General features: G+C 35.2%; 13 protein-coding genes, 1 pseudogene and 3 other annotated features. Of the genes and pseudogenes, 13 read left to right on the plus strand and 1 reads right to left on the minus strand.

The window, feature by feature from the left end:
- Positions 1–3 precede the first annotated feature (3 nt).
- The 8 genes from DN393_RS02100 to DN393_RS02135 all read left to right on the plus strand — a co-directional run bounded on the left by DN393_RS02100 (position 4) and on the right by DN393_RS02135 (position 14,607).
- Entirely contained in the window at positions 4–387 is a 384-nt protein-coding gene (locus DN393_RS02100; protein WP_000634876.1) for a thiol-disulfide oxidoreductase DCC family protein, read from the plus strand.
- Positions 388–470: 83 nt separating this feature from the next.
- Positions 471–905 (plus strand): BrxA/BrxB family bacilliredoxin, encoded by a 435-nt coding sequence (locus DN393_RS02105; protein ID WP_000063705.1) that lies wholly within the window; start codon positions 471–473, stop codon positions 903–905.
- A 49-nt stretch (positions 906–954) separates the two neighbouring features.
- On the plus strand, positions 955–1,731 hold the full coding sequence (locus tag DN393_RS02110) for a class I SAM-dependent methyltransferase (protein ID WP_149173282.1): 777 nt from the start codon (positions 955–957) through the stop codon (positions 1,729–1,731).
- A 40-nt stretch (positions 1,732–1,771) separates the two neighbouring features.
- Positions 1,772–1,986: a binding site (T-box leader), on the plus strand.
- Positions 1,987–2,031: 45 nt separating this feature from the next.
- On the plus strand, positions 2,032–3,720 hold the full coding sequence (gene argS, locus DN393_RS02115; protein ID WP_149173283.1) for an arginine--tRNA ligase: 1,689 nt from the start codon (positions 2,032–2,034) through the stop codon (positions 3,718–3,720).
- Positions 3,721–3,853: 133 nt separating this feature from the next.
- Entirely contained in the window at positions 3,854–4,774 is a 921-nt protein-coding gene (locus DN393_RS02120) for a class I SAM-dependent methyltransferase (RefSeq protein WP_081252594.1), read from the plus strand.
- A gap of 318 nt (positions 4,775–5,092) precedes the next feature.
- Complete coding sequence (locus DN393_RS02125; RefSeq protein ID WP_149173284.1) at positions 5,093–9,295, plus strand: bacteriocin-processing peptidase family protein; 4,203 nt, start codon at positions 5,093–5,095, stop codon at positions 9,293–9,295.
- An 85-nt stretch (positions 9,296–9,380) separates the two neighbouring features.
- Positions 9,381–9,620, plus strand: a binding site (T-box leader).
- Positions 9,621–9,674: 54 nt separating this feature from the next.
- Positions 9,675–12,776: an isoleucine--tRNA ligase gene (ileS, locus tag DN393_RS02130; protein WP_098102742.1), complete on the plus strand. Its 3,102-nt coding sequence runs from the start codon at positions 9,675–9,677 to the stop codon at positions 12,774–12,776.
- Positions 12,777–13,095: 319 nt separating this feature from the next.
- Complete coding sequence (locus tag DN393_RS02135; RefSeq protein ID WP_098102741.1) at positions 13,096–14,607, plus strand: M36 family metallopeptidase; 1,512 nt, start codon at positions 13,096–13,098, stop codon at positions 14,605–14,607.
- 103 nt (positions 14,608–14,710) lie between these two features.
- On the opposite strand, the gene DN393_RS02140 is transcribed toward DN393_RS02135, so the two are convergent.
- The gene (locus tag DN393_RS02140; RefSeq protein ID WP_064473942.1) at positions 14,711–15,193 is read right to left on the minus strand and encodes a hypothetical protein; all 483 of its coding nucleotides are present in this window, start codon (positions 15,191–15,193) and stop codon (positions 14,711–14,713) included.
- 244 nt (positions 15,194–15,437) lie between these two features.
- On the opposite strand from DN393_RS02140, the gene DN393_RS02145 reads away from it, so the two are divergent.
- From DN393_RS02145 to DN393_RS02165, 5 genes and pseudogenes are all read left to right on the plus strand, one after another.
- The gene (locus DN393_RS02145) at positions 15,438–16,793 is read left to right on the plus strand and encodes a UDP-N-acetylmuramoyl-tripeptide--D-alanyl-D-alanine ligase (RefSeq protein ID WP_142315115.1); all 1,356 of its coding nucleotides are present in this window, start codon (positions 15,438–15,440) and stop codon (positions 16,791–16,793) included.
- A 66-nt stretch (positions 16,794–16,859) separates the two neighbouring features.
- Positions 16,860–17,071, plus strand: a binding site (T-box leader).
- A 105-nt stretch (positions 17,072–17,176) separates the two neighbouring features.
- A pseudogene (gene aspS, locus DN393_RS02150) lies at positions 17,177–18,475 on the plus strand (aspartate--tRNA(Asn) ligase).
- Between the two features lie 195 nt (positions 18,476–18,670).
- Positions 18,671–19,435, plus strand: a complete 765-nt coding sequence (locus tag DN393_RS02155; RefSeq protein WP_064473939.1) for a vWA domain-containing protein — start codon at positions 18,671–18,673, stop codon at positions 19,433–19,435.
- A 9-nt stretch (positions 19,436–19,444) separates the two neighbouring features.
- The gene (locus tag DN393_RS02160; RefSeq protein WP_064473938.1) at positions 19,445–20,218 is read left to right on the plus strand and encodes a PP2C family serine/threonine-protein phosphatase; all 774 of its coding nucleotides are present in this window, start codon (positions 19,445–19,447) and stop codon (positions 20,216–20,218) included.
- 29 nt (positions 20,219–20,247) lie between these two features.
- Positions 20,248–20,610 carry a ubiquitin family protein gene (locus DN393_RS02165; RefSeq protein ID WP_064473937.1) on the plus strand — a complete coding sequence of 121 codons (363 nt, stop codon included), beginning with the start codon at positions 20,248–20,250 and terminating at the stop codon, positions 20,608–20,610.
- The last annotated feature ends 18 nt before the right edge of the window (positions 20,611–20,628 follow it).

Genomic DNA, 20,628 nt, shown 5'->3' on the forward strand with positions numbered 1-20,628 from the left:
TGTATGATTGTTTTCTATGATAGTTGGTGCCCGATGTGTACGGCGGTTGCAGAACGTACGAAAAAATTAGATAAAAAGGGTAAGATGAAATTTGTTTCATTTCGAGATGAAGATGTAGTTGAGAAGTATGAACTCTCTCAAGAACTACAAAGCAAGATGGAACAAAGATTGTATATTTTAAAAAATAATAAGTGGTATGACGGGATTCATAGCATACATGTATTAGCAAAGGCTGTTCCATCTTACTGGTTTGCCGTGCCTTTTATCAAACTATCTATTGTACTTGGATTTGGAAGTAAAGTATACGATTATATCGCTAACAATAGAAAACTTGTCCCAGTTGGACATTGCCGTGAAGGGGTTTGTGAAATCCCTACAAAAAAATGAAATCATCGTAATCTTTCTTTTGCACCTAGTAATAGAGCGTGATATGATGAATTTGGAATGAAAGTTGAAGGAGAGATTACAAGATGTCAAATGCTTATGAAGAATACATGCGTCAAATGGTAATCCCAATGCGTCAAGAATTAGTGCGTTCTGGGTTTGAAGAGTTAACTACAGAAGAAGCTGTAACAGAATTTATGGAAAACACGGCAGGTACAACTTTAGTAGTTGTAAACTCTGTTTGTGGTTGTGCAGCTGGTTTAGCACGTCCATCAGCAGGTCAAGCGGTTGTTCGTGCTGAAAAACAACCTGATCATCTTGTAACTGTATTCGCAGGCCAAGATAAAGATGCTACTGCAAAAATGCGTGAATACTTCGGAGAAATTCCTCCATCTTCACCATCTATGGCATTATTAAAAGGAAAAGAAGTTGTTCACTTCATTCACCGTCATGAAATTGAAGGTGCAACTATGGACGAAATTATTACGAACTTAGAACAAGCTTTTGAAAAGAATTGCTAAAGAAGGGGGAGAGTAAATCTCCCTCTTTTCTTTATATAGAGGTGAAACAATGATCGTAACAACAGCAGGAAGAACGAACAAAGAAATGACAGATTACGCAAACAAGGTAGCAGCAGAATTAAATCGTTCTTTCGTTAAACGTAATGACGTACCAGTACATAAACTGCATGAGCAGTATGAACAAGATGTACTTGTTGTAGGGAAAAATCGATTAGCTATTTATCCGAGAGGAACGGAAGAGTCGTTTTTCTTTCATCCAAACTCAGCGATGTTTCGTGTGAAAAGGTTAATGCGCGGAGAACATGATCCGTTTGTACAAGCCACGCAATTAGAGAGCGGAATGACAGTGTTAGATTGTACGCTTGGCATGGCATCAGATAGTATTGTAGCTAGTTATATTGTTGGTGAAAGCGGAAAAGTAACGGGACTTGAAGGCAATGAGTATATGGCTTATATTATGGAAAATGGTTTGAAAACATGGTCTTCATCTGTTTCTGAAATTGATGAGGCAATGCAACGAATCGATGTGAAGCAAACGGAGCATTTCACATTTTTAAAACAATGTGAAGATAATAGTTATGATGTCGTTTACCTTGATCCAATGTTCGAAGAAACTGTTATAGAATCAGATGGAATAAAAGGATTAAAACACTTCGCTTTGTATCATGATATTACTGACGAAACAATTGCGGAAGCGAAGCGTGTGGCGAGAAAGCGTGTCGTTTTGAAAGATCATTTCCGTAGTTCTAGATTTAAAAAACACAATTTTCACGTATACAAAAGAAAAAGTGCTAAGTTTCACTTTGGTGTAATTGACCCTTGCTAATTGTTTGAAAAGATGTATAATAAGCAATAATTAATTAAATATACTGTCGGTGATGAAGAGAGTAGTCTTTTTTCGAAGGAAAGCGAGCTAGGGATGGTGTGAGCCTAGTGCGGAAGAAAAGGATGAAGCGCACTTCGGAGATGCTTCTTGAACGAATAGTAGAGTAAGCCGAGGCCCCCTGTCCTCGTTATAAACGGGAAAGTGGTTCGTAATGAACAACAAGGGTGGTACCACGGGTTAAAACTCGTCTCTTTTTTAGAGACGAGTTTTTTGTGTTTTAAAAATTAAGGAGGTTGTAGTATGGATTATAAAACGCAGTTTGCGGAAAGTTTATCTAATATTTTCACGAATGAATTAACGCAAAAACAAATTTTAGATTTAATCGAAACGCCGAAACAAGATGAATTCGGAGATGCGGCATTTCCATGTTTTTTATTTGCGAAACAATATAAAAAATCACCAGCTATTATCGCAAAGGAAGTTGCGGAGAAATTGCATGATCCGTTCTTTACGAAAGTAGAGGCTGTTGGCCCTTATGTAAATGTATTTTTTAATCGAGAAACTGTAAGTGATGCAGTATTAAAAACGATTTTAGCGGAGAAAGAAGAGTACGGTCAAAATCACTTTGGATGTGAAAAGACTGTAGTTATCGATTATTCCTCTCCTAATATCGCGAAACCTTTTTCAATGGGGCATTTACGTTCTACAATGATTGGAAACTCACTGAAACATATTGCTGAAAAATGTGGTTATGAAGTTGTAGGAATTAATTATATTGGGGATTGGGGAACACAGTTTGGAAAGTTAATTACCGCCTATAAAAAATGGGGAAATGAAGCAGTAGTTAAAGAGGATCCAATACGTGAACTATTTAAGTTATATGTTCAATTCCATGAAGAGGTAAAAGACGACGAAGCACTAGAAGAAGAAGGGCGCGCTTGGTTTAAGAAATTAGAAGAAGGTGATGAAGAAGCAGTTGAGCTTTGGAATTGGTTCCGTCACGAATCCTTAAAAGAATTTTCTCGTATTTATGAACTTCTCGGTGTTGAATTTACTAATTTTCAAGGAGAAGCTTTTTATAATAACTTAATGGAAGATTTTATTGGAATTTTAGAAGAACATGATTTGCTTGAAGAGTCTGAAGGCGCGTTAGTCGTTAATTTAGAAGAAGAGGGAATGCCGCCTTGCTTAATTAGAAAATCAGATGGTGCGACGATTTACGCAACACGTGACTTAACGGCAGCTGTATACCGTCAAAACACATATGCATTTGATAAAGCGTTATATGTAGTTGGCCCAGAACAAAGTTTACATTTTAATCAATTTTTCACTGTATTAAAAAAGCTTGGTTACAATTGGGTTGAGGGCATGGAACATGTACCGTTTGGGTTCATTTTAAAAGACGGTAAGAAAATGTCGACACGTAAAGGAAGAGTTATTTTACTTGAAGAAGTACTTGAAGATGCAATAGACCTTGCAATACAAAATATTGAAGAGAAAAATCCAAACTTAAAACAAAAAGAAGAAGTAGCAAAGCAAGTTGGTGTAGGGGCAGTTATTTTTCATGATTTAAAAAATGAGCGTATGCATAATATTGAATTCTCATTAGAAAATATGCTGAAATTTGAAGGTGAAACAGGACCGTATGTACAGTACACACATGCACGTGCTTGCTCTATTTTAAGAAAAGAAAGTGTAGAATTTGAAACGTGTACGTTTGCATTAAAAGATGATCATAGCTGGAGTGTCGTAAAATTACTTAATAAATTCCCACAAGTAATTGAGGCAGCCTTCAACAAAAATGAGCCATCAATCATTTCGAAATACGTATTAGATGTAGCACAATCGTTCAATAAATATTACGGAAATGTACGTATATTGGAAGAGAGTGAAGAGAAAGACAGCAGACTTGCATTAGTGTATGCTGTGACAGTTGTATTAAAAGAGGGATTACGTTTACTAGGGGTAGAGGCTCCTGAGGAGATGTAAAATAAATAGGTATACGTATCATAGTAGATATGTATGCCTATTTATTTTTATAGAAAATGTGAAAGCAGAAGTTTAATTTTATTAAATCTAAACTTTTCTAGAATTGTTTCAAGTGTAGGAATGTCCATATTAAATGGAGAATTGTAATGTCATATATAAAAAGGAGGCGTTAAACTTGGAAACATACGATTGGAACAGTAAAATAACATATTTAAAAAACACGAGAGATTTATATTACAACGACGATTATGTAAGCTTTTTAGTAAATATGGTTTGGAAGATTACTAAGCCAGTACATATTGTTGATTATGGTTGTGGATATGGTTATTTAGGATTAGTATTAATGCCTTTACTTCCAGAAGGATCAAAGTATACAGGCATTGATAGTGGAGAAACATTATTATCTGAAGCGAGAGAGTTGTTTCGTTTACTTCCGTATGAGACAGAATTTCTTGAGGGAGATGCTACAGAAATTGAATTGAAAGATACATACGATATAGCAATTTGTCATGCTTTCTTATTACATATGAGTTCGCCAAAAATGATGGTACAAAAAATGATGCATTCAGTTAAAAGGAACGGAAAAATAATCTGTTTTGAACCACATTGGATATCAAATATGTCTTCATACTCTTTAAATGGAGAGAATCAATCGGAAATTATTAGGCTAGGTGCTTTGCAGAAGTTATTTGAAAGTGACATGCAGAGAAGCGGAAAAGATGGAAATATTGGTATGAAAATACCGATATTTTTAAGTGAACTAGGCGTAAAAAATATTCAATGTAGAGTAAGTGATAAAGTGAACTTTTTAGATTCTAATATGCATCATAATGATAAACAAAGGTTGTATCATTCGTTAAAAGAAGAGGGAATTGCAGGTGATCCGGGTGATAAACAGCAATTTATAGAACGTTTAATGTCTAGAGGGTTAATATATGATGATGCGCTAGCACAATATGAAGCTGAACTCCGATTTTTTAAAGCATTTCAAATGCATTCGTCTTTAGTATATGCTCCGAATATGAAAATTACATTTGGTGACATAGAATGTTAAAAGGTAGAGGTATATTGAGGATTGTCATTTTTTGTCGGTAAGTCGATATCCACTGTATAATCGCTGATATATTTTGAAAATCGCCGATATAATTTCATGTACGGATTTCAGCTTCCAAAAGATAAGCTCCTCATGTTACGTTATTCCATTTAATTAAACAAAATATGGGGGAAAACAATCATTTTTACTATATTTTGTTATAAATTTGAATAATATTAATTAATACCATCTATTATAAGAGATTTTAGTTGAATACCTACAATATGATGTGTAAAATCTAAGCAAGTAGCAGTACAAATAAATATTCGAGGTGAATACATGCTAGATTTTAAGCAGTTAGATGCTTGTTTGAAAGACAAGAGATTTATAGATGGATTACAGGAAATAAATAATGAAATTTCATATATAAAAGAAAAGAATACTTTATCTTATTTAAAGAGTTGGCTTGCTAGTGTTCCTTCACATAAGGAGTTTGACATATTAATACGTCTTACTGATGAAGGGCTTATGCACCAATACAGTTCATTCCTCATTCGCTACGCCTACAAAAAATTCCCAAATATGAGAACGCTCTCTTTATATTGTGATGAGTTAATTGATGAGCGGAAAATACTTGAAGTAGAACAGTTGTTAAAAGACTCATTAGAAGAGGTAAGTAAAGAAGAAATAGAAGCTGATCTTTTAGCGAAAACATATTTTACGTTAGTACGATGTTTGTTGGAAATGAAACGAAATGAAGAAGCCCTAATCTATATGCAAAAGGCAGAGGAGTACAGTTCACGTGCCGTATTTGATAAATGGGGCTACGTCTATATGCATACAGGTGAATGGGAGAAAGCAGAAGAACAATTTATAGCCGGCATGCAGCATAAAGATTGTGAAGAGCTATCTACCTATTTATTATCACAATTATATGCGAATCAAGGAGAACAAAAACGTGCATTACAGCTAATTGATGATGCGATTGTAAAGTTCCCGCAAGTACCATATTTTCATTTTGAAAAGGTAAAATATTTATTAGATTTAAGGAAGTATGAAGAAATGTTAGCGGTAATAGATAACATAAATAATCAGCTTTCTTATCATGCGTATAAAGCTTACTTTGTACATTTACGTGCAGAAGCGCTTTATAAAATGAATAAACTTGTAGATTTACAACAGTTATTAAAAGAAGAAAAAAGTTTAAAAGAGTCTTTATATCATAATTTAGAAAAAAATCCGGATGGAAAAAAGGTGCACTTACCGATAGTTCCTATTGTACAAAAGGATAATTATTGTGTTCCGACAAGTTTAGAAATGATGTTGCAATTATGGGGAGAAAAACGTACACAAGATGAAATAGCAGATTTTATTTTTGATATGACAGGCTCAAAGTTTTCAGATACCGTTTCCTATTTAGAAGAATTAGGTTATGAATATCGTTATTTTAAAGGGAATGAAGAAAATTATAAGAGACTACTGGATGAAGGGATTCCTGTTTTATTAAGTATAGATATTGAGCATGCTTCACATGTGCAAGTGCTATCTGGATATGATGATACGTTACAAGTTTTTTATGTTCAAGATCCGAACTTTATAGAACCAGTTATTGTGGAATATAGTAAGTTACAAGAAAAATATCGTTACACAGGTTGTTTAGCGATTACGTTTGTTCCGAAAGAAAAGAAGGAGCAATTAGCATTTTTAAATGAAGAAGAAAATCATTATTTTAAATCTATTTTTTCTCTTACGGATCATTTAGATGAACATGATAAAGAGGGGATTCATAACTTAGTACAATTTTTAAAAGAAACGAGTGATAATCCGAATACGTGGTTATATACGGTTAAGCATTTAGATGTTGAAGTAGATAATGAGTTTATTATATGTTGTATTGAAAAGTTAATGGAGAAGTTTCCAAACTCAGATTTTGTTAAATTGCATGGTGCGCAGTGCTTTATTCGCCTTCAAGAATTAGAAAAAGCGGGGCAAATGCTGACAAGTGTTGAGAAGAAAAATAATCGTGCTTTATATCATTTAATAAACGGAAGATATGCTTTTGAACAGGAGAGTTATATAGAAGCGATTTCAAGTTTTCGTTCATCATTACAATTAGACGCAGATCAGCCGATTACTTGGAGTTTTCTCGCTTTATCATACATGTATATCGATCAATCTGAAAAGGCGTTGCAGTTTTCTCAAGTTGCTTTAGAACGTAGTCCAGAAAGATTCACTTTAACGAATCATGGGTTAATATTAATAGATTTAGAAAGATATGAAGAAGCGTATGAAATTTTTAATGACCTATTAAGAGAGAATAAAAGTGAGGCACATGTATGGTATGAGCGCGCGAGATGTGCGCATCATTTAGGGAAATTACATTTAGCGATAAAAGGGCTTAAAATAGCGATTCATTTGGATAGTAATGCACCTTACATCTATACGAAACTTTCGGAAATATACGAGTCTGATTTGAAGGATGAGGAAAGTACGAAAGAAATTTTATTAAAAGGTATTGAGAATTGTGACGATAAGGCACCTCTATACGTAAAACTCGGTGACTATCATTTTCAAAATGATAGTCTGGAAGAAGCAGAAACATTGTATAATCGTGCTTTAGAAGAAAATCATGATGATGTTTATTCTCACTTTGGACTTACGCAAGTTTATATGGCGAAAGAACAGTACAAGGAAGCGAAACAATATATTCTCGGTATTGAAAAACAAATTGAAAAGAGCCAAGATTTTCTTATGAATGCGGGAATGGTTCTATGGGATGCTGAGGTTGAACTTGGTGGAAATGAAGAAGGGTTTAAAGTAGCTTTATCTAAGTTAGAGAGTGGTATAAAGCAGAGCGAATATAATGTGGCAAGCGCGTTAGATGAATATGTGAATCGAATTAAAGGAACGGTATTTGTACAAAGAGGTATAGCATTCTTAAGAACGTTACACAAAGAAAGAAATGAAATAAGCGAATACGGTTGTTATACAGGTATTTTATATGAATCTATTGGGCAGTACGGCCAAGCCATGAAAAGGTATAATAAGGCGATAGAACAAAAGGAAACGGCATTACCTTATTACCGAATGGGTGAAACACTTATGGCATTAGGGCAATTGACAGAAGCAAAACAAGCGTATGAAACATGTTTAGAGCTTGATGAGAATTTCGTAGGTGTACATTTACAGCTTGCAGAAATATATGAAAAAGAAGAAAATCGTTCTAAAGAACAAAGTCATATGGTTCAGGCTATGAAAGAAGAGCCGATGCATATTAATATGGAATATTTGGCACAGCTTTCAGTAGAAATGAGTCTTCAGGAAGAGTTACTGACAGAACTAGAACAATTAGCGGACGAAGCACCTGAAATATGGCGATTAGATGCAATTGCGTATGTGTATGGAGCGATGGATGAAATAGATAAAGAACAAGCACAGATTGAAGAGGCACTTCAATTAGATAGTGAGCATATAGAAGTTCTATATCATTATGCCAAAGTGTTAGTGAAAAAAAGAAATGCAAAAGCAATTGAAATTGCAATGAAAGTTATACAAAAAGATGCAAATAATGAACGAATATTTGATGTGTATGTAAAAGCGATAGAACAACATAAGAAATTGTCTAACATACGAGATTTTCTTCATACATTAAAGGTGAAGAAGGCAGAAAGAAGTATGGCATTTATGTATGCTGCATCTGCGGTGACGGAAAGATGGATTGAACGTCAACAAAATGAACAGCCGAAGAAATCCATAATTACGAGAGCTTTTTATCGTATGAAAAACCGTGCGAAAGAAATTTCGATTATGACTACAATCATTGATTTGTATGAAATTTCGTTAAAGTTAAATCAAAAAAATAGTATGGCAGCGCAGCGATTTTCACTATTTTACGAGAATGTGGCGATGTATAAAGAGGCGATAGATGTATTACAAACATCGTTAGAAAATAAATGGGATTACGATGTAGCGAAGCAACTTGTAAATCTTTTCATAGCGTGTGAGGAAGAAGATATGTTACGGGATGCTTCAGAATTAACGAAGCAAATGGTTCGAGAGTTACCAGATGATTATGATACGCTTCTTTTACAAGCGCAAGTATTCTTTAAAATAGGAGAAGAAAGAAAAGCAGAAAAGATTACCTTACAATTAACGGAGCAAACACCGTTTGTAAGTAGAGCGTTTCTAGCTTTAGGAGAAATGTATCAAAGTCAAGAAAGGTTTGAAGAGGCAATTCATGTATTAGAAAATGCTTCTATACATCATCCAAATGAAGCAGCAATTCTTCTTTCTTTAGCATCTTCGTATCATGGTACCGGACAAACACTAAAGGCAGAAAAAATAACAAATGATGTATTAACAATGGATGCGAGTGATTTGTTAGCAAGATATGATCATGCTTGTTATTTAGCGCAGTTAAACAGAATTGAAGAGGCGAAGGAAGAGCTTGAAATTGTTCTTCGTGAGGATGAATCAGGGTTCTTTGCTGAGCTTCTTGAAGAAGATGAAGATTTAGCTGGAATACAAGAATTTGAGCAATAATGAAAAAAGGATATAATTAAATATATATTTCGAATTAGTTGACAATTAATTACCCAATGGCATAAAATAGCTTTTAATAAAGTATACAAATCTGAAGACGAGAACGAGTAAAATAATGTAATGTTCCCCAGAGAGCCGGTGTATAGCTGAAAGCCGGTGTGCAGACGTTATTTGAAAATCATCTCCGAGGAGCCGAGGCTGAAAATAAGTAAGCCCGGACGGATGTCTACCGTTACAAAGAACACGTATGATAGTACGTTGCTAAGTGCTATTAGCGAAGAGCTAATAGAATTAGGGTGGTAACGCGGTTAAACCCGTCCCTACTTCATAGGGACGGGTTTTTTGTGTGCTTTAAAATATTCAAAAGGAGTGATTGTAGATGAAGAAAGTAGATGTAAAAGAGTCAGCTGTAGGGAGAGAAACACGTATTCGTAAGCAGTGGAACGAGCAAAGTATTTTCGAGCAATCAATTCAGAATCGAGAAGGCGCACAGTCTTTCGTATTTTATGAAGGACCACCAACGGCGAATGGATTACCGCATGTAGGTCATGCGCTTGGACGGACAATTAAAGATGTAGTAGCAAGATATAAAACGATGGCTGGTTATAAAGTGTTAAGAAAAGCGGGATGGGATACACACGGTTTACCTGTAGAATTAGGTGTTGAGAAGCAACTCGGTATTTCTGGTAAACATGAAATCGAAGAGTATGGAATTGAGCCATTTATTCAGAAGTGTAAAGAGAGTGTATTCACATATGAGAAGCAGTGGCGCGAATTCACTGAAAGCATCGGTTATTGGGTAGATATGGATGATCCATACGTTACGCTAAAGAATCCATATATCGAAAGTGTATGGCATATTTTAGGGACGATTCATGAAAAAGGATTATTGTACAAAGGGCATAGAGTCTCACCATACTGCCCAAGTTGTCAAACTTCACTAAGTTCACATGAGGTTGCACAAGGGTATAAAACAGTAAAAGACTTAAGTGCAACAGTTAAGTTTAAAGTGAAAGATAGTGAAAATGAATATTTCCTAGGGTGGACAACAACACCTTGGACACTTCCAGCAAATGTTGCGCTCGCTGTACATCCAAATATGGAATACGTGAAAGCGAAACAAGAAGGTCATGTATATATTGTTGCGAAAGAACGTGTACAAGATGTATTAAAAGAAGACTATGAAGTATTATCTGTTCATAAAGGTGAAGAATTAGTAAACACATCTTATATGCCGCCATTTCCAATGAAGGAAGTTACAAATGGCTATCACGTTATCACAGCCGATTTTGTCACGGCAGATAGTGGTACAGGACTCGTTCATATTGCTCCAGCATATGGGGAGGACGATTATAGAGTCGTTCAAAGTGAAGGATTGTCATTCTTGCATGTTGTAGATGAGAAAGGTGAATATACAGAAGCAGTACCATTTTTGAAAGGGAAATTTGTTAAAGATTGTGACGTGGATATCGTTCGTTATTTAGCGAAGGAAGGTTTACTATATCATAAAGAAAAGTATGAACATAGCTACCCACATTGCTGGCGTTGTGATTCACCACTTCTTTATTATGCAGGAGAGAGTTGGTTAATCCGAACAACTGCAATTAAAGATACATTTTTGCAAAATAACGATTCTGTTACTTGGTATCCAGACCATATGAAACATGGACGCTTTGGTAAGTTTTTAGAAAATATGGTGGACTGGAATATTAGCCGAAATAGATATTGGGGAACACCATTAAACGTATGGGAATGTGAAAGTTGCGATCATCAATTCGCACCGAAAAGCATTGCCGATTTAAGAAAGCATAGTACGAAAGAAACACCTGAAGATTTGGAATTGCATAAGCCGTATGTAGATGAAGTGCAAGTTTGCTGCGAAAAATGCGGAAGTACAATGAATCGTACACCAGAAGTAATTGATGTTTGGTTTGATAGTGGTTCCATGCCATTTGCGCAATATCATTATCCATTTGAAAATAAAGAGTTATTTGAAGAACAGTTTCCAGCGGATGTTATTGCAGAAGGCATTGATCAAACACGCGGCTGGTTTTATAGTTTATTAGCAGTATCAGCACTATATACAGGAAAAGTTCCATATAAACGAGTGTTATCACTAGGGCATGTATTAGACGAAGAAGGACAGAAAATGTCTAAAAGTAAAGGGAATGCACTAGATCCAGTTGATTTAGTAAATCAGTTTGGTGCAGATGCATTAAGATGGGCGCTACTCGTGGACAGTGCTCCGTGGAATGCGAAACGTTTCTCGGAAAGAACAGTACTGGAAGCAAAATCTAAATTTGTAGATACATTAGTCAATGTGTATAGCTTCTACGTCTTATATGCAAATTTAGATGAGTATAACCCGAATGAAACGTATGATGTAAAGCGAACGAAATTGGATGAATGGGTATTATCAAGATTGCATAGCACAACGAAAAAAGTGAGAACAGCACTTGATGATTATCAATTTACGAATGCAGCTCGTGAAATCGCGGCGCTTGTAGATGAAGTAAGTAACTGGTACGTAAGACGATCACGTAATCGTTTCTGGGAATCTGGTATGAATGCTGAAAAAGCAGCTGCGTATGAGACACTTCATGAAGTACTTGTAACAATTAGTAAATTAATTGCACCATTTACACCGTTTGTCGCTGAAGATATTCATTTGAATTTAACTGGAAGTAGCGTTCATTTAGAGGATTATCCAGTTGTAAATGAATCACTACTTCAGCCGGAATTAGAAGCGGAAATGGATGCTGTTTTACAAGTTGTTGAACTTGGAAGAAGTAACCGTAATCAACATTCTTTAAAAGTAAAACAGCCGTTAGCAGAACTTGTATTACTAGCGCATAATGAAAATGATATGGATTGGGAATCTTATCGTGATATCGTCATGGATGAGCTAAATGTCAAAGCGTTTCATGTTGAACTCGATGAAACGAAATATATGTCCTATCAACTAAAGCTGAATTTTAAAGCGGCTGGGCCGAAGTTTGGTAAAAATGTGAATGCATTAAATGGATGGTTAAAACAATTATCAAAAGAAGAAGTACAACACTTTGTATATGCAGAAAGAGCAGTTTACGAAGCAGCATCAGGAGAAGAAGTAGTTGTAACAGCTGAAGATGTACTAGTAGAGAAAGTTGCGAAATCAGGGTTCTCTAATACGACTAACGGACAATATACAGTTATGTTAGATACGAATGTAACGGAAGAATTGTTACAAGAAGGAGTGGCGCGTGAATTCATTCGAGCAGTTCAAGAATATCGTAAGCAGTTGAATTTACCAGTTAATTTACGAGTCGATGTTATTCTTGATACAGAGGAAGAACTAAAGCAAACGTTAACGAATCATAAAGAGTTGTTGGAAGAAAACTTACTCGTTAAGCAATTTACATTTGGAAACTTAACGAATGAAGACGATGAACTATCTTTAGGTGAAGCGAAAGTTCGAATTAAATTAAGCGCGGCTCATTAAAGCAAAAAGGAAGTTGGAATCATTCCAACTTCCTTTTTGTATGATTAGAATTTCCTCATAATTCATGCGATAGGACCGCTAGCAAAGGTCTTTCTTCATAGCATACTAAATAAAATACTGTAGAAATATATTTCTACAGTATTTTTCTCATTTTATACATAAATATTGAGAAAATTTCACTCACCCTAAATGGAAAGGTAATAGAATTGTTTATAGAGAATTACTCGTAGATTCAATTTTTATCCTCCCATTTTGTGGGGAATGATTGCCTAGTGGTAATGGGATAAGGTTGAGCTACTTTATTAGGGGGAGTGGTTCTATGTTTAATAAAAAAATGGTGGCAATGGCAATGACTGTGCCGTTAGTAATGGGGACGATTTCTACGGTTTCGGCATTGGAAAAACAGCAGCAAGTAAAGCTAGAAGCTTATTCGCCGCAGAAAAAAGCAACTGAATATTTAAAAGAAAATGCTGCACAGTATGGATTGAAAACAGACCTTTCAGACTTGCAATATATTTCTACAACAGAAACGTCAGTAGCTTCATATGTTAGATTCCAACAAGTTGTTAATGGTGCGCCTGTATTTTCAAAACAAATTACAGTTACTCTTAACGGAGAGGGAAAGGGAGTACTTGCTGTATCTGATTATCAATCCGTCAAAGGTGTGAAGGAAGTAACGACAAAAATTAGTGAAAAAGATGCAATACAAAAATCAATGGCGTATGTTGGAGAAGCAAGTGAGCAAAACTTATGGGCTCCTACAGAGAAAGAATTCGGATATATTGTGGAAGAGGGAATTGCTCGTCCAGTATATAAAGTTGTAGTCCATTCTAATAATCCATTTGGTGCATGGGAAACATTTATTGATGCAGAAAATGGGAAGTTAATTAAAAAGGTTGATATAAACCGAAAAGCTGAAGGGACAGGAAAAGTATTTTTACCTAACCCAGTAGTATCTAGCGGTAGCAAAGTAGGCTTAAAAGATAATAACGATGCAGATTCAACAGCGTTAACGAATCAATTGAAGGCTGTTACGTTAAAAGGTTTAGATGGGACAGGATTTTTAATTGGAGAGTATGTAACAATTTCGTCAAAAGCAAAAACAAAATCTACAAATTTACAATTTAACTATACACGTGCAAATGATAGCTTTGAAGATGTTATGTCGTATTATCATATCGATACAATACAACGTTACATTCAAGGGTTGGGTTTTAAAAATATTAATAATCGCTCTATTAAAGTGAATGTGAATGGAACGACAGATGATAACTCATTTTATTCTCCGACAACGAAAGCTTTAACTTTTGGTACTGGCGGAGTAGATGATGCAGAAGATGCTGGTATTATCGCACATGAATACGGACATTCAATTCAAGATAACCAAGTTCCTGGCTTTGGTAGTTCAGCAGAAGGAGGAGCGATGGGAGAAGGATTTGGTGACTTCTTAGGTGCTACGTATGAAGATGCAGTATCGACAACAGGCTACGGAAAAGCATGTGTTGGAGAATGGGATGCGACTGCTTATTCTAGTTCAGATCCAACGTGCTTACGCCGTTTAGATACGAATAAAGTGTATCCGAAAGATGTTACAAATGAGGTACATGATGATGGGGAAATTTGGGCACAAGGCCAATACGAAATGGCACAAGCTTTTGGACGTGATGTAGCAACGAAAATTATTTTACAATCACACTGGTCATTAACACCAAACTCTAAATTCAGTGATGGAGCAAAAGCGATTAAGCAAGCGGATGCTCTTTTATATGGCGGACAACATGCTGCTGATATCGATCGTATTTGGGCAGCAAGAGGAATTAGTACGAATTAATATAAAAAGTCGTGGCGTTTATAAGCCACGACTTTTTAATTTGCTTAAGCACTGGTACTAGTAAAGTAAGCTATAGGAATGATAGTGTGAATTTATCCGCATTCTATTTATTTTTTTCATCTTTAAAAACAAAATGCTCTTTAAATTTTCTAGACTCAACTTTTTGACCGTTTCGCATCGAGCGGAAAGGGTGTTCTTGCCAAGTAATGATTACATCAACTTCATTTGATTTTGTGGCAACAGGAAAATTAGTATGTTCAAATCCAGTTTTTCCACTTGCTAAGCGACTTTCCTTTCGTGAGAAAAGTTCATATTTCGTTTTTGTTTTTGGCTCGTTGCGGAATACTTCGACTTGTACGTTATATACTTCACTGTTACCAACATTTTTTACTGAAAATTGATATGTTTTAAATTCATCTTCTTTAGCTTGAAGCATATTTTTATCTATGTTCTTCGGTTCATCAATATTCACTTTCCATTGATCAGAGTTTTGGGAGATTGGTAAAGATTTTGGTGAATAGGCGTATGTTTCATTCACTGCAATTAGGCATAACAAAAGAAGAAAGAAACTAATCGCTTTTTTCATATAAACACCTCGCTATAAAATTTTTATCCCGCATTAACGGGCAGTAAGACCCTCCACCTCAAAATTCAGGGAAAGCAAAGAAGTTAGGTGGGGGATCAACTGCCCGTAAAAGCCCGATTGGTGAGGGCTGATAATCAGTGGGGAGGAACAAAATCCCCACTGATTAAAGTTTCACTTTATCAATATGCGTAAATGAAACGGAAATTATGTAATAAAATAGAAAAAAGGTGATAGTTTGATTCAAATGAATTTGAAAAAACTTGAAGAAGTAGTAGGTGGTGAAGGGTTACAAGAATCGTTTCATCACATAGAGATACATGGTGTCTGCATAGATTCCAAAAGCATTAAAGAAGGAAATTTATTTGTTCCAATCATTAGGGTGAAAGATGGACATGATTATGTGAAAGAGGCATTCGATAATGGAGCTGTCGCTTCCTTATGGAAAAAGTCTTACGGCACTCCGCCAAAAGGGATGCCAATTATATTTGTTGATGACACTTTGTTTGCTTTGCAACAATTGGCACAATTTTATCGAAAAGAGCTAAATGTAAAAGTAATTGGAATTACAGGTAGTAATGGTAAGACAACGGTAAAAGATATAATAAGCACGATTTTAAGTACAACTCATCGTGTGCATAAAACAAAGGGCAATTTTAATAGTCAAATCGGTTTACCATTAACAATTTTAGAGATGAAACGAGATACAGAGTTTTTAATTCTTGAAATGGGGATGAGTGAAAAAGGACAAATTCGAAACTTATCAATAATAGCACAGCCAGATGTAGTGATCATTACAATGATTGGACATTCTCACTTAGAGACGCTTGGATCAAAAGAAGAGATTGCGAAGGCTAAATTAGAAATTATTGACGGGTTAAAAGGAAATGGTTTGTTTTTATATAACGGTGATGAACCATTGCTTTTGCAAAATAAAAATCTATCGAGTATAAATTGTAAGACATTTGGTGAAAAGTATACAAATGATTTGTTTCCAACAAACGTGCAATTAGATGAATATGGTGTTCATTTTAAATTAAATGATTCAAAAATACAGTACGATGTTCCCTTGCATGGAAAACATAATATTTTAAATACGATTGTCGGAATCGCTGTAGGTCAATATTATAATGTCCCTACAGAAAAAATACAGGAAGCATTACGACAAGTAAATATTACCCATATGCGCTTTCAATTTTTAACTGCTAAAACAGGGTTTACAATTATTAACGATGCATGGAATGCCAGTCCCTCTTCAATGAAGGCTGCAATTGAAACGTTACAGACATTAAATGCCTATAAGAAAAAAATGATAGTAATTGGGGATATGTTGGAGTTAGGGAAGAATGCTGAAACATATCATAGAGAAATTGGTAAAATGTTAAATGAAGAGAGCATTCAATATGTATTCACTTATGGAGAGTTAGCTGAAATTGTAGCGGAAGAAGCAAGAAAGAAATATGATACAGGAAAAGTACAGTCATTTAATAGTAAAGCCAAGATAGCAGAGGAAGTATTAAAAGTTATAACGAAAAAGGACATCATATTATTGAAAGGCTCACGTGGAATGGCTTTAGAGGAGATTGTACAAAATTGGATATGAAAAATCAAAATATATTTAAAAAGGCTTGCGTTTTATAAAACAAAGAGATAGAATACTCTGTAAATATAAAAAGTGAGGATCAGGAAAAGTACATGATGCAAAGGTCTACAGAGAGCAATCGGTTGCTGAGAAGATTGCGATACCGCATGATGGAAAGACACCTGTGAGTGTTGCTTTGAACGTGATAATTAGTAAAAGCAAACGGTACCTACCGTTATCAGGGCTAAGATGGTCATTATGACAATTTGGGTGGTACCGCGGAAAAATCCGTCCCTATTTATAGGGGCGGATTTTTGTATTCTTTGAAAGGAGGTGAGTGACCGTGGATGATGACGATGACAACAATAACGTAAATAAATATAAAATTACTGGAGGGAAAAATAATGGAGTCAATAATGAAGCGTGCACTCACAAAAGATTGTACGGAGCAAGGTGGAAAGGTTGTATTACTTCAAGGATGGGTAAAAAAGATTCGTCATCTAGGTAATGTTAGTTTTTTATTAATAAGGGATCGATCGGGAGTTATGCAATGTGTATTAGAACATGAGTTAGCTGGATTTAAAGTAGATGTGGAAAGTGTTGTGCAAGTCGTTGGTGAAATTGTAGAGACTTCGAAAACAGAGTTAGGGGTTGAAGTGCTTGCTCACGAAGTGAAAATATTAAATGGCGCAGAACCACTTCCGTTTGAAATAAATAAAAAGAAGTTACAAATTGGTTTAGATCAACTACTGAATGAGCGGGTATTATCATTAAGGCATGAGCGAACCGCGGCGATATTTAAAGTGAAATCTACACTCGTTCAGAGCTTTAGTGAATTTCTTATAGAGAACGATTTCACACGTATATTTACTCCGAAAATTGTTTCACAAGGGGCAGAAGGAGGAGCGAATGTTTTTAAACTTCCATACTTTCAAAAAGAAGCTTATTTAGCACAATCACCACAGTTTTATAAACAGATGATGGTAGCTGGAGGGTTAGAACGTGTTTTTGAAGTTGCACCTGTTTACAGAGCGGAACATCATAATTCTTCCCGTCATTTGAATGAATATATATCGTTAGACGTAGAACTTGGATTTATTCATGATTTTTATGAAGTGATGCAATTAGAAACGGATGTTTTATGATATATGTTTCGACAAGTAGCAAAAAACTGTGAAAAAGAACTACAACTATTACAAATAGAAGTACCTGCTATTACAGAAATACCGAAAATTACATTGTTAGAAGCACAAGAAATTTTGAAAAATAAATACCGGAAAGAGTCGCCAAGTGGGGATTTAGATACAGAAGGTGAAAAACTACTAGGGAAATATGTGAAGGAAACATATAAGAGTGAGTTAGTTTTCATTACACATTATCCGAAAGAAGCTAGGCCGATGTATACGATGCCGAGTAATGAGAATCCGTCTATTACTGATTCGTTCGACTTACTATATAAAGGATTAGAAATAACATCAGGGGCACAACGAATTCATGAATATGAAATGTTACTTGCTTCTTTTAAAGAAAAGGGATTACATCCAGATACATTTCAATCTTATTTAAATACATTCCGATACGGTTGTCCCCCGCATGGTGGTTTTGGAATTGGATTAGAGAGAGTTGTATACAAACTATTAGAATTAACAAATGTACGAGAGGCGAGTGCCTTTCCGAGAGATTGTATGCGTCTTATACCGTAATAATAAACCCCTTCTATAGTATGAAGGGGTTTATTCCTTTCAACATATGTTAAAAGGAATAAATTTTTTGTGTGAAAATATGTAAATTACATTAAGAACATTTTATAATGAATTGAGAAAAAGAAAATTCATAAGTTATAATGAAATATGAATATAAAAAAAGTTCATATAATAATGTATGGAAGGGTATGAAACATGTTATATCAAACTCAAGCAACACAGCAAACACCAGCTTATATAATTTATCTTCTTGATGTAAGCGCATCAATGAACCAAATGATGGATGCAGGCGGAGAAGAAAAAAGAAGAATTGATATTGTAACGGATGCTCTTTCTTTAGCGATTCGCCAAATGGTATTTCGTTCAACAAAAGGTAGTCGCTTGCTTCCGAGATATAAGTTATCTATTTTAGCCTATAGCGATCATGTTTTTGATTTATTGGGTGGTGTGAAAACAATAGATGAGGTAGCAAGACTTCGCCCACTAGAAAAAATCCAAACGCATCGTTTAACTGATACAGCAAAAGCTTTCTCTGTAGTGGAGAAGTTATTGCAAAAGGAACTACCAAATTTACAAGACGGGCCAGCTCCTATTGTCTGTCATATGACAGATGGGGCATCAACTGGTGAAGATCCAGAATTAATTGTACGAAGAATTATGAATATGTCTGTACCTGATGGAAACGTACTAATTGAAAATATTTTTATTTCAGATGAAATTATGCAAGAACAAATTTCTAATATAAAGAAGTGGGAAGGAATTATGCCAAATACAGAGATTACAGATGAATATGGTGCAAAGTTGCAAAGACTTTCATCGCCTATCCCTCAAAGCTATCGTGAGATGATGATGGAACATGGGTTTCATATTGCAGATGGTGCTGTGATGATGTTTCCTGGGACAAATGCGGACTTAGTATCACTTGGATTTCAAATGTCTGCTGCAACGCCGGTTCGATAGGAGAGAAGTATGATGAAATATATTCTATCTCAAGAGAAAGAAACGGTATTGCAAGAAAAGGAAACGAAACATTTTACTTATCGATATAGCTATGTAAGAGCAAAAGAAACGCAGGATTTAAACGAGAGTGGAGAAGACTTTCTAGTATTTCTAGATAATGGAACTAGTTTCATATTTGCGTTATGTGATGGTGTAGGGCTGTCTTTTCATGGTGAAATTGCTGCGAAATTTCTTGGTATGAAGTTAGTAAACTTGTTTGAAACATGTCAAGAAAGTGGACTGGATATTGCTACATTATTAAATGAACAGTTAAAAAATTGGATAGAAGAAGCTTCAGAGGAAGTGAGTGCATTTCGATTGCCAGAAGAAACACCGTGGTTACTACGCGATGTTTTGGAAGAAAAGCGAAAACAAGGTAGTGAAACGATGTTTATTGGAGGGAAAATAGAACTTATTTCAAATCAAGATAAAGCAAAGATAACGATAGTTACACATGGCGATTCATTTGTACAGTTGTTTCAAGATAAGGAGAATTGTTCGAATGTAATGAAGTTTAAGAGAAATATAGAGAAAAGATGGTCTACACAGCGAGGCATTATTGGTGTGGAATTGGCGGTTTTTTCAAAGACATTATCAAGACAAGAAGCTAATCGGATAGTTATTCACTCAGACGGACTTGTACCGCTTAAGCAGTATAACTTTGAGGAAGTGTTAAAAGAAATTGAGAGGGCACAGAACTCTCCGACAAGCGATGATATTTCATTTTTAGATGTTTCTTGGTAACAAACATGATGGAAAAAAGGTGAATAAACGTGGAAGAGATTATTGTGACATACATAAAACAGTCAAATGAAGAAATTGATATTGCAATTCCAAATGACGTGAAAGCGGTACAAATTATTGAAGCAATTTTACATCATGAAAAAATAGATGAAGCATTAAGCGGGATCTATGAAATTAGAGTGGCAAAAGATAAAGAAGAGTGGCATTCTATTCGAAATGATGAAACGTTGCGCGATAATGATGTGTGGGATGGACAATATGTAATACTACATAAAAAAGGGACAATTATCCCTTCTTTTGAAATGATGCCGGCAGAAGAAGTTTATAATGAACCTGTTAAACAAGGTATGTCTTCTAGTGAAGAAGATTATGTATGGAAAATCATTGAGTAATAGTTTTTGGATGGGGAA

Source organism: Bacillus sp. BPN334, assembly GCF_008368885.1.
GTDB lineage: Bacteria > Bacillota > Bacilli > Bacillales > Bacillaceae_G > Bacillus_A > Bacillus_A wiedmannii.